Origin of the sequence: Roseovarius sp. D22-M7 (assembly GCF_037083785.1) — a bacterium.
In the GTDB taxonomy this organism is placed as follows: domain Bacteria; phylum Pseudomonadota; class Alphaproteobacteria; order Rhodobacterales; family Rhodobacteraceae; genus Roseovarius.
Genome location: NZ_JBAPKY010000032.1, coordinates 34,400 through 48,419, shown reverse-complemented (window position 1 = coordinate 48,419; position 14,020 = coordinate 34,400). Strand labels below are relative to the sequence as shown.

15 protein-coding genes and 1 pseudogene are annotated in these 14,020 nt (G+C 68.1%); 13 read left to right on the top strand and 3 right to left on the bottom strand.

Features of this window, described 5'->3' with window-relative positions; genetic code table 11:
* The coding region (locus tag V8324_RS14270; RefSeq protein WP_336420600.1) for an NADH-ubiquinone oxidoreductase-F iron-sulfur binding region domain-containing protein at positions 1 to 98 on the top strand (98 nt) is incomplete at its 5' end.
* 69 nt (positions 99 to 167) lie between these two features.
* Positions 168 to 1,376, top strand: a complete 1,209-nt coding sequence (ftsY, locus tag V8324_RS14265) for a signal recognition particle-docking protein FtsY (protein ID WP_336420595.1) — start codon at positions 168 to 170, stop codon at positions 1,374 to 1,376.
* Between the two features lie 31 nt (positions 1,377 to 1,407).
* Here ftsY and V8324_RS14260 read toward each other — a convergent pair whose 3' ends face one another.
* Positions 1,408 to 1,875, bottom strand: coding sequence for an MgtC/SapB family protein (locus V8324_RS14260; protein ID WP_336420599.1), 468 nt, complete (start codon positions 1,873 to 1,875; stop codon positions 1,408 to 1,410).
* 127 nt (positions 1,876 to 2,002) lie between these two features.
* Here V8324_RS14260 and V8324_RS14255 point away from each other — a divergent pair.
* Positions 2,003 to 2,905 (top strand): annotated as a pseudogene (locus V8324_RS14255) (EamA family transporter).
* A gap of 33 nt (positions 2,906 to 2,938) precedes the next feature.
* A complete protein-coding gene (locus V8324_RS14250) occupies positions 2,939 to 3,547 on the top strand; it encodes an inner membrane-spanning protein YciB (RefSeq protein WP_336420594.1) in 609 nt (202 codons plus the stop codon).
* 299 nt (positions 3,548 to 3,846) lie between these two features.
* On the opposite strand, the gene tkt is transcribed toward V8324_RS14250, so the two are convergent.
* Positions 3,847 to 5,862 carry a transketolase gene (gene tkt / locus V8324_RS14245; RefSeq protein ID WP_336420593.1) on the bottom strand — a complete coding sequence of 672 codons (2,016 nt, stop codon included), beginning with the start codon at positions 5,860 to 5,862 and terminating at the stop codon, positions 3,847 to 3,849.
* Between the two features lie 216 nt (positions 5,863 to 6,078).
* Here tkt and V8324_RS14240 point away from each other — a divergent pair, with 216 nt between their 5' ends.
* The 3 genes from V8324_RS14240 to V8324_RS14230 are packed head-to-tail and all read left to right on the top strand — an operon-like array spanning position 6,079 to position 7,404.
* Positions 6,079 to 6,573 (top strand): hypothetical protein, encoded by a 495-nt coding sequence (locus tag V8324_RS14240; RefSeq protein WP_336420592.1) that lies wholly within the window; start codon positions 6,079 to 6,081, stop codon positions 6,571 to 6,573.
* Complete coding sequence (locus V8324_RS14235; RefSeq protein WP_336420591.1) at positions 6,573 to 6,968, top strand: cell division protein ZapA; 396 nt, start codon at positions 6,573 to 6,575, stop codon at positions 6,966 to 6,968. The genes V8324_RS14240 and V8324_RS14235 overlap by 1 nt, the downstream gene beginning before the upstream one ends.
* A gap of 34 nt (positions 6,969 to 7,002) precedes the next feature.
* Positions 7,003 to 7,404, top strand: coding sequence for a DUF1499 domain-containing protein (locus V8324_RS14230; RefSeq protein WP_336420590.1), 402 nt, complete (start codon positions 7,003 to 7,005; stop codon positions 7,402 to 7,404).
* Here the strand turns inward: V8324_RS14230 and V8324_RS14225 are convergent.
* Complete coding sequence (locus tag V8324_RS14225; RefSeq protein ID WP_336420598.1) at positions 7,342 to 7,623, bottom strand: hypothetical protein; 282 nt, start codon at positions 7,621 to 7,623, stop codon at positions 7,342 to 7,344. The two genes, V8324_RS14230 and V8324_RS14225, sit on opposite strands and share 63 nt — an antisense overlap.
* A gap of 66 nt (positions 7,624 to 7,689) precedes the next feature.
* Here V8324_RS14225 and prfA point away from each other — a divergent pair, with 66 nt between their 5' ends.
* The 6 genes from prfA to V8324_RS14195 all read left to right on the top strand — a co-directional run bounded on the left by prfA (position 7,690) and on the right by V8324_RS14195 (position 13,993).
* Entirely contained in the window at positions 7,690 to 8,736 is a 1,047-nt protein-coding gene (gene prfA, locus V8324_RS14220; RefSeq protein WP_336420597.1) for a peptide chain release factor 1, read from the top strand.
* A complete protein-coding gene (prmC, locus tag V8324_RS14215; RefSeq protein WP_336420589.1) occupies positions 8,733 to 9,608 on the top strand; it encodes a peptide chain release factor N(5)-glutamine methyltransferase in 876 nt (291 codons plus the stop codon). The genes prfA and prmC overlap by 4 nt, the downstream gene beginning before the upstream one ends.
* Before the next feature lie 188 nt (positions 9,609 to 9,796).
* Positions 9,797 to 10,429, top strand: a complete 633-nt coding sequence (locus tag V8324_RS14210) for a DUF4167 domain-containing protein (protein WP_336420588.1) — start codon at positions 9,797 to 9,799, stop codon at positions 10,427 to 10,429.
* A gap of 150 nt (positions 10,430 to 10,579) precedes the next feature.
* Complete coding sequence (locus V8324_RS14205) at positions 10,580 to 11,323, top strand: RNA methyltransferase (protein WP_336420587.1); 744 nt, start codon at positions 10,580 to 10,582, stop codon at positions 11,321 to 11,323.
* A gap of 55 nt (positions 11,324 to 11,378) precedes the next feature.
* Positions 11,379 to 12,530, top strand: coding sequence for a heme A synthase (gene ctaA / locus V8324_RS14200; RefSeq protein ID WP_336420586.1), 1,152 nt, complete (start codon positions 11,379 to 11,381; stop codon positions 12,528 to 12,530).
* On the top strand, positions 12,527 to 13,993 hold the full coding sequence (locus tag V8324_RS14195) for a carboxypeptidase M32 (protein ID WP_336420585.1): 1,467 nt from the start codon (positions 12,527 to 12,529) through the stop codon (positions 13,991 to 13,993). The genes ctaA and V8324_RS14195 overlap by 4 nt, the downstream gene beginning before the upstream one ends.
* Positions 13,994 to 14,020: the final 27 nt, after the last annotated feature.

The window sequence follows — 14,020 nt, the reverse complement described above, 5'->3', positions numbered from 1 at the left end:
TGTGCCAGGTGATGGGCGACGCCTCGATCTGCGGCCTCGGCCAGGCCGCCCCCAACCCCATCCGGCTGGTGATGACGCATTTCGCCGATGAGATCTGAGCGCGGCGCAGGCTTTCATATCCTTTCGATCCGCATTAAGTCACAGGTGATACGCGGATCGGAGGGCGCATGGCGTTTTTCACGAAACTGAAAGAGCGGCTGTTCAAATCCTCGTCGAAGCTTGACGAGGGGCTGGACGAGATCGTCGAGGCGGGCGGCACGCCCGACCCGCAGATCCCCGAACCTGATCCGGCCCCGGACCCCAAGCCCCAACCCGATCCCACCCCCGAGCCGCCGGTCATCCCGCCGAAACCCGACGAGACGCCGCCACCCCCGCCGCAGGAGACCCCGGTCGAGCGCCCCGAAGAGGTGCCGCCTTCGCCCACCGGCGCCACTGCCCCGCCGACACCGCTGGAAATCCCCGACACGCTGCCGGAAACCACGCCGCGCTCCGGGCTGCTGGGGCGCCTTCTGGGCCGGGACGCGCCGCGTACGGTCACCCGCCGCGCGCTCGACGACGACATGCTGGAGCGTCTCGAGGATCTGCTGATCACCGCCGATATGGGGGTCGAGACGGCGATGCGCGTCACCGCCAACATGGCCGAAGGGCGCATGGGCAAGCGCCTGTCCTCGGACGAGATCAAGGCGCTTCTGGCCCGCGAGATCGCGCGCATCATGGACCCCGTCGCGCGTCCCATGCCGCTTTATGCCAAGCGCCCGCAGGTGGTGCTGGTGGTGGGGGTGAACGGATCGGGCAAGACCACGACGATCGGCAAGCTCGCCAGCCAGTTCAAGGCGGCCGGCAAATCGGTGGTGATCGCGGCGGGCGACACGTTTCGCGCCGCCGCCGTGGAACAGTTGCAGATCTGGGGCGACCGCGCGGGCGTGCCGGTGCTGACCGCACCCGAGGGATCGGACCCGGCAAGCCTTGCCTATGACGCCATGACCCGCGCCGAGGCCGATGGCGCGGATCTTCTGATGATCGACACGGCGGGGCGCCTGCAAAACCGCGCCGACCTGATGGAGGAGTTGTCGAAGATCGTCCGCGTGATCCGCAAGAAGGATCCCGACGCGCCGCACAACACGCTGCTGGTGCTCGACGCCACGACGGGGCAGAACGCGCTGAGCCAGGTGGAGATCTTCCAGAAGCTCGCCAATGTCACCGGCCTCGTGATGACCAAGCTGGATGGTACGGCGCGCGGCGGTGTCCTCGTGGCGCTTGCCGACCGGTTCGGCCTGCCCATCCATGCCATCGGCGTGGGCGAGCAGATCGACGATCTCGCCCCGTTCGATCCCGAGGAATTCGCCGCCGCCCTGACCGGGCTGGAGACCGGATGAGCCTGTCCGCAGCACGGCGCGGCACGCATGGCTATCTCTCGACCAGCCGGATCAGGAACAGCACCACCAGCACGATCCCGGTCGCCATCGCCGCCAGCGGCATCTGGCCCGCGCCGCAGGCCAGCCCGATCGCGCCCGCCAGCCACATCGACGCGCCGGTGGTGATGTTGTGCACCACGCCGCCCGACGAGAAGATGATCCCGGCGGCAAGGAAGGCGACGCCTGCCGTCACCGCCTCGATCAGGCGCAGCGGGTCGACGCGCAGCGCCTCCTCGGCGCCGAAGGGCAGGGCCGCGAGTTGCTGGCTGATCAGGATGAACAGGCAGGCCGCCATCGACACCAGCATATGCGTGCGCAGCCCCGCCGGCTTTTCCTTGTATTCCCGCTCTGCGCCGATCAGCGCGCCAAGCGCGAGGGCCGCCACCAGCCGGGTCGCGGCGATGATCGGGGGCACGGCGCTGAAGGTGCCCGAAAGTTCGTCGGTGATCGTGTCCAGCATCCCGGCGCTGAAAACGGACGAAAGCTGCTCTTTGATCGTCTCCCACATCCCGGGGCCCCATATCGTTCCGAACGTCGCGTGATGGCGTGCGTAACACGACAGGCCGCGATGATGCGAGGCCCGCTTTGTGAGTGACTGGCTGATCTCGCTGGAAGGCACCGAAGCGGGGCAGCGCCTGGCGATGATCCTCGCGCTCGCGGCGGCGGTCCTGCACGCCGTGTTCGGCGCGCTGCAGAAGGGCCGGCACGACCCGTGGCTCAGCCGCGGCGCGATCGATGCCAGCTATTCGATGATGGCAGCACCTTTCGCGCTGTTCGTCGTGCCCTGGCCCGAGGTGCATATGTGGCCGATCTTCGCCGGGGCGGTGGTGATCCATGTCGGCTACAAACTGCTGCAGGCGATGGCCTATTCACGCGGCGCCTACACGGTGGTCTACCCTGTGGTGCGCGGCACCGGGCCGCTTTTCGCGGTGATCGGCGCGTGGCTGATCTTCGGCGAACTGTTCACGCCAGTGCAGTGGCTGGGCCTCGCGGTGCTTCTGTCGGGGATCTTCGGGCTGGCCGTCTACAACCTGCGCACCCTGACGCTGGACCGCGAGACGATGCCGCTGGCCCTCGGGCTGGCGGTGGCGACGGGGCTGTTCGTTTCGCTTTACACCACCTATGACGCCTACGGCATCCGCGCCGCCGCCGATCCGTTCACCTTTCTCGCGTGGTTCTTCTTTCTCGACGGGCTCAGCATCCTGCCCATTGCCGGGCTGCGCTACCGGAACATGGCCGCGCGTCCAACACTGGGGCCGCTGGCGCTGCGCGGCGTGTCGGGCGGGCTTGTGGCGTTTTTCTCCTTCGGGTCGGTGATGCTGGCCACGCGGCTCGACAAGGTGGGCGAGGCGGCGGTGCTGCGCGAGACCTCGACGGTCTTCGCGGCGCTCATCGGCTAGCTGGTGCTGAAGGAAACCGTGGGCCCGCGCCGCATCGCGCTGATGGGCTTGATCGCCGCGGGGGCGGTGATAGTTGAATTGGGAAGTTGACGATGCGCAAAGACGACAGGCAAGGCAGGCAAGATGAATGATACCCCGACGCCCGGATGGGTCAAGCCGGTGCTCGAGATCGGCCCCGTGCTGGCCTTCTTCGTGGCATATCTCTGGCTCAAGGATCGCGTCTATACCTTTGGCGGAACCGAGTATGACGGCTTCATCGTCGTCACCGCCGGATTCGTGCCGGTGTTCCTGATCTCCATGGCGGTGCTGTGGCGGGTCACCGGCCACCTGTCGCGCATGCAGGCGGTGACGGCGGCGCTGATCGTGGTCTTCGGCGGGCTGTCGGTGTGGTTCAACGATCCCGCGTTCTTCAAGATGAAGCCGACGATCATCTACCTTCTGTTCGGCGGCATCCTCGGGGTCGGTTTGCTGCGCGGGCGTTCCTATCTGCAATTCGTGATGGACGGGGTGATCCCGATCACCGATTTGGGCTGGATGACGCTGACCCGCCGGCTGATGCTGTTCTTCTTCGGGCTGGCGGTCCTGAACGAGGCGATCTGGCGCACGCAGACCGAGGAGGTCTGGGTCTATTTCAAGACCTTTGGGCTGACCGCGGCGATCTTCGTGTTCTTCATCTCGCAGGGCGCGCTGTTTCGCGACCACTCGACAGAGAAGGACGACGACGCGGCGTGAAAGGGGGCAACCTGCCGCGGGTGTTGGTTTTGATATCTTGCGAGGGTTCTCAGGTTCGCCTTGCGCGGAAACACGGCCGAAGGCCGCCGCGCATCGCCGGGCCGCCCCCCGGCACGGCGATTTGGCTGCCATGCGCGCGACGCAATGATGTCACGCGGACTTGGCTGACATAAAACAACGCAACGGCCCTGTTGGATCGCCGCACCGCGGCCCGCCGATACGCGGCTCGGCTCTCGCCAGAATGTTGGACACAAGGAAATTGCGGCCGCGTGCGATACCCATCACGGCCACACCTGTTCTCACAACAGCGATTTCACCTTATCGGCCACGGCCTCGGGGGTGATGCCGAACTGCTCGAAAAGCACATCCGCCGGCGCCGACGCGCCGAAATCGTGCATCCCGACAAAGCCGCCCTTTTCGCGGCGGCCGCGCTCGCCGTAAAGCCAGCGGTCCCAGCCGAAACGGATCGCCGCCTCGACCGCCACGCGGACCGGGCCGGCGGGCAGGACGCGGCGGCGATAGCTGTCCTCCTGCTCCTCGAACAACTCCCAGCAGGGCATCGAGACCACCCGCGTGCCGATTCCGGCCTCCTGCAGCACCTCGCGCGCCGCCATCGCGACCGCGACTTCCGAGCCCGTCGCCAGCAGGATCGCCTGCCGCTTGCCCGTCGCCTCGGCCAGCACGTAGGCGCCCTGCGCGCTGAGGTTGCGGGTCTTGTGCTCGCGCCGCAGCGTGGGCAGGCCCTGCCGGGTCAGCGACAGCACCGACGGTGTCTCTTTCGAATTCAGCGCCAGCTCCCACGCCTCGGCGGTCTCGACCGTGTCGCAGGGGCGGAAGACCCAGGTGTTGGGCGTCGCGCGGCTGATCGCCAGATGCTCGATCGGCTGATGCGTGGGGCCGTCCTCGCCAAGGCCGATGCTGTCATGCGTCATCACGAAGACCGTGGGGATCTTCATCAGCGCCGCCAGCCGCATCGCGGGCCGTGCGTAATCGGTAAAGCACATGAAGGTGCCGCCATAGGGGCGCACCCCGCCATGCAGGATCATGCCGTTCATCGCCGCGGCCATGCCGTGCTCGCGAATGCCGTAATGGATGTAGCGGCCCTTGCGGTTGCCCTCGTCGAAGACCGTCATGTCGCCCGAGCGGGTGTTGTTCGACCCCGACAGGTCCGCGGACCCGCCGATGGTCTCGGGCATGACGGGGTTGACCACCTCGAGCACCATCTCGCTCGACTTGCGGGTGGCCACGTTCGGGGCCTCTTCGCTGACCTGCTTCTTCAGCGCCTTGATCCGCGCCGACAGCTTGGCCGGCACGTCGCGGGCGAAGATCCGCGCAATCTCGGCCTGGCGCTGCGGCGAGGCCTCGGCAAGGCGCGCGCGCCACTCGGCCTGCTCGGCGGCCCCGCGAGCGCCGATGGCCTCCCACGCTGACTTGATCTCGGTGGGGATCACGAAGGGCCCTTGCGTCCAGCCATAGGCCTCTTTCACGGCCGCGTTCTGATCCGGATCGGTCAGCGCGCCATGCCCCTTGGCGGTGTCCTGTGCCGCGTGACCGAGCGCGATATGCGTCTTGCAGGAGATCATCGAGGGTTTGCGCGTGCGCTTGGCCTCTGTCAGCGCCGCGTCGATCGCCGCCGGGTCGTGGCCGTCGATCTCCTGCACATGCCAGCCCGCACCGCGGAACCGCTTGACCTGGTCGGTGCGGTCGGCAAGATCGACGCTGCCATCGATGGTGATGTTGTTGTTGTCCCACAGCGCGATCAGCTTGCCCAGGGATTGCCGCCCGGCCAGCCCGATCGCCTCGTGGCTCACACCCTCCATAAGGCAGCCGTCACCGGCGATCACGTAGGTGTGGTGATCCATCAGTTTCTTGCCGTAACGCGCGCGCAGGCTCTCCTCGGCGATCGCGAAGCCGACAGAATTGGCGAGGCCCTGACCCAAGGGACCGGTGGTCGTCTCGATCCCCGTGGCGTGGCCGTATTCGGGATGGCCCGCGGTGCGCGACCCCCATTGCCGGAAGTCGCGGATCTGCTCGATCGTCATGTCCGCGTAGCCGGTGAGGTGCAGCAGCGCGTAAAGCAGCATCGATCCGTGACCCGCCGACAGGATGAACCGGTCGCGATCCGGCCAGTCGGGGTTGGCCGCGTCGAATTTCAGGTGCTTCTCGAACAGCACGGTCGCCACGTCGGCCATGCCCATGGGCATCCCGGAATGGCCGGATTTGGCGGCGGCGACGGCATCGAGGGCAAGCGCGCGGATCGCGGCGGCCTTCATCCAGTGATCGGGGTCGGCAGAGCGCAGGGCGGCGATATCCACGGGGCGGTTTCCTTCGTAAGTGACGCGTTCGGCATGCTGCATACCAGCCCGACCGCGAAGATCAAGCGCACGCCCGGCCGCGGGCGGCGCGTATCGGCCCGCGGCCGCGCATTTTCAGCCTCATGCGCAAGCCTGCGCGGCTAGGGTTTGCCAAATGCGGCGCGATATGCGATTCGTCGAAGTCATTGATCGAAGACGCGCGAGAGGTCGGACGTGATGAGCGACATAGACGCCCTGCAGGCGCGGATCACCGCGGCGCTGGACCGGATTGCCAAGGGGCTCGAGGCGCGCGCGGACGCGCCGGATCCCGAAGCGGTCCGGGCGCTGGCGCAGCAGTTCGACGAGGCGCAGGCGGCCAATGCCCGGCTTGCCGCAGAGGTCGCCGCCTTGCAGGAGACCGTGCAGGCGCGCGACTCGGCGCTTGCAGCCGCCGAAGAGGCTAGGGGCGAGACGTTGACGCGCCTCGATGCCGATCTGCAGGCGCTGCGCGCGGCCAATCAGCAATTGCGCGACAGCAACCGGGCCCTGCGCGAGGCGCATGCCGCCGGCATTCCCGAGCCGCAGTTGATCGACACCGCCCTGCAGGCCGAGATCGACGGCCTGCGCGCCACCCGCGCCGCCGACCGCGCCGAGGTCGAGGCGGTACTGGCCGAACTGGCCCGCGTGATCGCCGGGGCCGGGACCGCAGACACCACGACGGAGGAGGCCTGATGCCCGAGGTGAAGATCGAGATCGGCGAGCGCAGCTTCGAGGTCGCCTGCAATGCCGGCGAGGAGGACTACCTGCACGCCGCCGCCAAGATGCTCGATGACGAGGCCAAGGTGCTGGCCGCGCAGATCGGCCGCATCCCCGAGACGCGGATGCTGCTGATGGCGGGGCTGATGCTGGCCGACCGGGCCGTCGCGCTTCGCGACAAGCTCGACGCGGCCGAAACGCGGGCGGCGGACGCCGAGGCAGAGCTCGAGCGTTTGCGCAACGCGCCACCGCCGGACCCCGAGCGCGTCGAGGTGCCGGTCGTGCCGCAATCGGTCACCGACACGCTGGCCGAGATCGCCGCGCGCACCGAAGCGCTGGCCGAAACCGTGGACGGGACACGCGCGGGATAGGCGCGGAAAAAGGCCCGACAACAGGTGGGATCGCATGATTAAAACGCTGGCCGTCCTGCTACTCGCGGCCCTCGTGGCGGCGATGGTCTATATCCGCGCGGCGCCGTCGGATCCCGACCGCTGGCACCGGATGCCCGAAAGTGTCTCGGACCGCGATCTCGAAGGCGGTGCGATGCGGCGGGTCGAGGGGGAGATTGCGGCGCTCGACGCGATCATCCGCGACACGCCCCGCACGCGGGTGCTGGCCGGCAGCGTCGAGGCGGGCATGATCACCTACATCACCCGCAGCCGCGTGTTCGGCTTTCCCGACTACACCACGGTGCGCCAGGACGGCGAGATGCTGGAGATCTTCGGGCGGGCGCGCTTCGGCAAGTCAGATCTGGGCGTCAACGCCGCCCGCATCGACGGCTGGCTGGGGCAAGTTCAGGCTCGATGACAGGCAGCCATCCGACACCTTGCGCCACATCGGGTTGTTGAGCGACATCTGGCACTGCGCCATGAACATCTTTCCGTCCACCTGCAGGCAGATCGTCTCGCCCATCTCGACGCGGTCGCCGTTGCGATCGGTGCAATAGCATTCGGTCGTCTTGCCGCCGGTCGTGCTGTCCGACAGCGCCGGGGTCGCAGCAAGCAGAAGGGGCAGGATTAGCTTCATGCGCAAGGTTTAGCACAGCCCGCCGCACTTGACCAAGGCACTTGAATGGGACAGACGATCATCGTCATGGTGCCACTGGAAAAACTTCACGAGATCACGCAACGCTTCGAATATATCGAGGCGCGCATGACCGAAGGTGGCGGCGACATCGCCCAGCTCGGGCGCGAATATGCCGAACTGCGCCCCGTGGTCGAGGAAATCCGCGCCTACCGCCAAACTCTTGCCGATATCGAGGCGGCGCGCGCCATGCTCGACGACCCCGAGATGCGCGACCTGGCCCGCGCCGAGATCGACGCGCTAGAGGCCCGGCTGCCGGAAATGGAGGAGACCTTGCGCCGCGCGCTGCTGCCCCGCGACGCCGCCGATGCGCGCCCCGCGATCCTCGAGATCCGGCCCGGGACGGGCGGCGAGGAGGCGGCGCTGTTCGCCGCCGACCTGATGCGCATGTACCAGCGCCACGCCGAGGCGCATGGCTGGTCCTTCGAGGTGATCGAGGAACAGCACAGCGAGTTGGGCGGCCTGCGCGAACTCGTGGCGCGCGTGGGCGGGCAGGGGGTGTTCGCCCGGTTGAAATACGAATCCGGCGTGCACCGCGTGCAGCGCGTCCCCGAGACCGAAAGCGGCGGCCGCATCCACACCTCGGCGGCGACCGTCGCGGTCCTGCCAGAGGCAAAGGATGTCGATATCCAGATCGACCCGGGCGACCTGCGCATCGACACGATGCGCGCCTCGGGCTCGGGCGGGCAGCATGTCAACACCACCGATTCAGCGGTGCGCATCACGCATCTGCCGACGGGTCTGGTCGTCACCAGCAGCCAGAAATCGCAGCACCGCAACCGCGAGATCGCGCTCGACGTGCTGAAATCGCGGCTGTTCGACATGGAGCGCCAGCGGATGGACAGCGAACGCTCGGCGTCACGCGCGGCAATGATCGGCAGCGGCGACCGCTCCGAGCGGATCCGCACCTACAACTTCCCGCAGGGCCGCGTGACCGATCACCGCATCAACCTGACGCTCTACAAGCTCGACCAGGTGATGCAGGGCGATCTCGACGAGGTGATCGACGCGCTGACCGCCGACGCGCAGGCCAGCCTGCTGGCCGAGATGTCGTGACCGCACGCGACGTGCTTGTCGTCGCCACGAACCGGCTTGCGGCGGTGGGGATCGAAGGTGCCGGCGGGGACGCCCGCGCGCTGCTTGCCGCGGCGATGGACGTGCCGCGCGACCGGCTGACTCTGCACCTGGGCGACACGCTCGACCCCGCCGCAGGGGCACGGTTCTGCGCCATGATCGACCGCCGCGCCGCGTATGAACCCGTGGCGAAGATCCTCGGGCAGCGCGCCTTCTGGGGGCGGATGTTCGAGGTGACGGCGGACGTCCTCGATCCGCGCCCGGAAACCGAATGCCTGATCGCCGCAGCCCTCGACGGCCCCGCGCCCGCGCGCCTTCTCGATCTCGGGACCGGCAGCGGGATCATCGCGGTGACGCTGCTCGCGGAATGGCCCGACGCCCAAGGCGTGGCCAGCGATACCAGCGCGGCGGCCCTCGAGGTCGCGGGGCGCAACGCGGCGCGGCACGGCGTGGCGCCGCGACTCGATCTGCGGCGCGCGGACTGGCTCGAAGGAATCGAAGGACAGTTCGACCTGATCGCGTCGAACCCGCCCTACATCACGGCCGCCGAGATGGCGGGGCTGGCCCCAGAGGTGCGCCTGCACGACCCGCCCGCAGCGCTCGGCGATGGCGCGGACGGGTTGACCGCCTGCCGCGCCATCGCCGCCGGCGCGGGCGCGCATCTGCGTCCCGGCGGGCGGATCCTGCTGGAGATTGGGCCGACGCAGGGCGCCGCGGCAAGCGCGCTTCTGAGCGCGGCAGGGTTCACTTGCCTCCGAATCCTGCCCGATTTCGACGGCCGCGACCGGGTCGTCTGCGGTATCCGGGGCGAAGAATCCGGGGTGACCGCGCCAAAATCCGCGCCGAACGGATAAAATTGCCGGTTTACCCTTGTGCGGCGCGGTCTGGCATGTTTAGTCACAAGCATCGGGTCGCGGATATGCCATAAAGGCGTTCCCCCGGATGCCAAGCCAACACATGTCAGATCTGACATATTGAGACGCCTTATAGCGTCAGTCGGGTCAAGCGACGCACAGACCACCAAGGCTGGACTGCAAAAAAAATGAGATCATCCAAGTCACGTTCGCGCAACAAGCCGAACCGCAACCGCCCGGTCGGGAATACCGTCAACCGGGTCTTCGACAGCTCGGGCCCCGAGGGCAAGGTGCGCGGCACGCCGCAGCAGATCATCGAGAAATACAACCAGCTCGCACGCGACGCGCAGCTTTCGGGCGACCGGGTCGCGACCGAGAACTTCCAGCAGCACGCCGAGCATTACCTGCGTCTGCTTGGCGAGGCGCAGCGCGAACAGGACCAGCGCCGCGACGAGCAGGAGCGCCAGAACCGCGACCGCCAGGCCGAGCGAGACCGATCCGAGCGCCAACCCAACCGCGAGCAGGACAAGAACGATGCCACCCGCAGCGAGGCCGATCGCGGCGAGTCCGACCGTGTCGACGATCCCGCGCAGGCCGCGCAGCCCGATGTGCTGGATGCCGGCAACACCGCCGGCTCGGAAAGCGGGCTTGTCGAGACACCCGAGGCGCAGGACACCCCGCAGCCGTCGGCGCCGCCCAAGCGGGCGCGCAAGCCCCGGGCGCGCAAGCCGGCCCAGCCCAAGGGCGATCAGGATCAGGGCTCCGGGGACGACGGCAAGGATTCGGCCTCCGACAGCGGGCCGACCAAGGCCACCGGCTGACGGCGTGCGCGCCGGATCGCAGGCCGCGCGCCGCCCAATGCTCGTCGCGGGCCGGGATGTCCGGATCATGAGTATTTGAAGAAAGATGAAGCCGCAGGTGGATGACCGGTCGTCGCCGTCCTTCATCCGCCACCTGTCTGAAAAGAGCCGATGCCCACCGACCGCCCGCAACCCGCCTTCGTGCTCGTGCGCCCGCAGATGGGCGAGAACATCGGCGCGGCCGCACGGGCGATGTGGAATTTCGGGCTCGACCGGATGCGTGTCGTGGCGCCCCGCGACGGCTGGCCCAATCCCAAGGCCGCCGCGATGGCGAGCGGCGCGGGCCGGCTTCTGGACGAGGCGCGGATCATGGCCGACACCGCCGAGGCCGTCGCCGATTGTTCCTTCGTCTTCGCCACGACCGCGCGCGCCCGCGACCTGACCAAGCCCGTCCTCAGCCCCGAACGCGCGATGGCGATGGCCGCCGAGCGTATGGCGGCGGGCGAGAAGGTGGCGGTGCTTTTCGGCCCCGAACGCGCGGGGCTGGCGAACGACGACATCGCCCGGGCCAACGCAATCATCAACGTGCCGGTGAACCCGGATTTCGCGTCGCTCAACTTGGCGCAATGCGTGCTTTTGACGGGGTATGAATGGCAGCGCGCCGCGGGCGACGTCGTGCATGAACGCTTTGAGACCGCGCGCACCGGCTGGGCCACCCAGGTCGAGGTCGAGGCGCTGGCGGCGCATTACGAAACCCGGCTCGACGAGGCGGGGTTCTTCTTTCCCGATCACAAGGCCGCGCCGATGAAGATCACCCTGCGCAACCTCTGGAGCCGCCTTCCCCTGACCCGTGCCGACGTGCAAATGCTGCACGGCGTGTTGCGGCAGATGGTCCGCTGGAAGGAGCGTGGTTGAAGCCCGCGCGCGCGCGCCCTAAGCTGTTCCGCGTCGGGGACTGGAAAGGCGGGTCATGAGCCGCAAGCGCAACATTTTCGAGGATGTGGACAACACCGGACGCAACCGCGATTCCGCACCCGCGGGCGGCATGATCGATGCCGGACGGCGCGGCGCGCGGCGCGGCATACGGATCTGGCTTATGGCGCTCTTCGCGCTTGTCGTGGTGATGATCGCCGTGGGCGGGCTGACGCGGCTGACCGATAGCGGGCTGTCGATCACCGAATGGGCGCCGGTCACCGGGGCGCTGCCCCCGATGAACGCCGCCGACTGGCAGTCGGAATTCGAGAAATACCGCCAGATCCCGCAATACCAGCTGCTCAACGAGGGCATGAGCCTGTCCGAGTTCAAGGTGATCTACTGGTGGGAATGGGGCCACCGGCAACTCGGCCGGGTGATCGGCGCTGTCTGGGCGCTCGGCTTTCTGGGCTTTCTTTTGGCGCGGCAGATCCCCACCGGCTGGACCGGGCGGCTGCTGCTTCTGGGCGCACTTGGCGGCACGCAGGGTGCGATCGGCTGGTGGATGGTCGCCTCGGGGCTCACCGGCGACATGATCGCCGTGGCCTCCTACCGGCTGGCCACGCATCTGGGGCTGGCCTTCGTGATCCTCGGGCTGATCGCGTGGTACGTGCTGGCGCTTGGCCGCGAGGAGCGCGAGCTGATGCAGGCCCGCCGCGCGCGCGAGCCGAAGCTGTTCGCGCTGGCGACCGGGCTTGCCGCCGCCGCATTCCTGCAGATCATCCTCGGCGCGTTGGTGGCGGGTATCGATGCCGGGCGCAGCTATACCGAATGGCCGCTGATGGCCGGTGGGTTCCTGCCGCCCACGATGATGGATCTCGAGCCCTGGTGGCGCAACTTCTTCGAGAACCCCGGAACCGTGCAGTTCATCCATCGGGTCGCCGGCTACCTGTTGGTCGTCTTTGCCGTGGTGGTCTGGCTGCGCGCCCGGCGCAGCGCGCATGTACTGACCCGCGGTGCCTTCAACGCGGCCTTCGCGGTGCTGGCCTTGCAGATCGTTCTGGGGATCATGACGGTGATCTACGCCGCACCGTGGTACCTCGCGATCGTGCATCAGTTCCTCGCGGTCGTGCTGTGGGTGCTGATCCTGCGCGCGCGGTTCCTCGCGCGGTACCCGCGCAGCACATCGATCCGGGGGGTCCATGCATGACGGCTTATGGCGATCTGATCACGTCTGAACGCGAGATGCAGGCGCTGGCACAGGTGGCCGGACGGCTTGGCTGGGACCAGGAAACCATGATGCCGCGCGGCGCCGCCGATCAGCGATCCGAGGAATCGGGCGCGATGCAGGCGGTGCTGCACGCACGCCGCACCGAGGCGCGGCGAGGCGATCTGCTGGCCGCCGCCGAGGCCGAGGAAACGGACGCGGTCGCTGTTGCGCAGCTTCGCCACATCCGCCGCGATTTCGACCGCGCGGCGCGGGTGCCCGCCGATCTTGCCGTGGCTCTCGCCCGGCTGACCTGCCGCGCCCAGGGCCAATGGGCCGAGGCGCGCGCAGCCGATGATTACGCGGCCTTCGCGCCGGTGCTGGCCGAGGTGGTGCGCCTCAAGCGCGAAGAGGCCGCGGCGGTGTCGCAGGACGGCGATCTCTACGATGCGCTGATCGACGATTTCGAGCCGGGCATGACCGCGGCAAAGCTCGATACGCTCTTCGCCGAGATGCGGCCGCGCCTTGTCGATCTGCGCGCCCGCGCGCTGGACCGCGATTGGCCCGAGATCGACGCGCATTTCCACACCGACCCGCAACTGCGCCTCGCGCGCGAACTCGCGCGCAATTTCGGCTATGATTTCACCCGCGGGCGGCTCGATCTGGCGGTGCATCCCTTCAGCTCGGGATCCGGCGACGATGTGCGCATCACCACGCGGGTCAGCGAAACCGACCCGTTCAACTGCCTCTATTCCACCGTGCACGAGGTCGGGCATGCCTGTTACGAGCAGGGGATCGACCCCGCCTTCCGCCTGACGCCGCTGGGGCAGGGCGTGTCGATGGGCGTCCATGAAAGCCAGAGCCGCCTCTACGAGAACCAGCTTGGCCGCAGCCGCGCCTTTACCGGCTGGCTGTACCACCGGATGCGCGCCACCTTCGGCGATTTCGGGGTGCGGGATGCCGAGACCTTCCACCGCGCGGTCAACCGCGTGCATCCCGGCCATATCCGCACCGAGGCCGACGAGGTGCAGTACAACCTGCACATCATGCTGCGCTTCGATCTCGAAAAGGCGCTGATCGCGGGCGATCTGGACACCGGCGATCTCGAGGCCGCGTGGAACGACCGGTTCGCCGCCGATTTCGGCTACAATGTCAACCGCGCCTCGAACGGGGTGTTGCAGGACGTTCACTGGTCGGTGGGCCTTTTCGGCTATTTCCCGACCTATGCCCTGGGCAACGTCTATGCGGGATGCCTCTACCGGGCGATGCGCGGGGCGGTGCCGGATCTCGAGGTGAACCTCAGCCGCGGCGACCCCAAGGGGGCGACCGCATGGCTTCAATCGCGCGTGCAGCAGCATGGCGGGCGGTACGAGCCGTCGGACCTGATCGCGCGGGCCTGCGGCGGGGCGACGCCCACGGCGGGGCCGCTTCTGGACTATCTCGAGGAAAAGTTCGCGACGCTCTGACGCGCCCCGCGCGGCGGTCATGCTCCG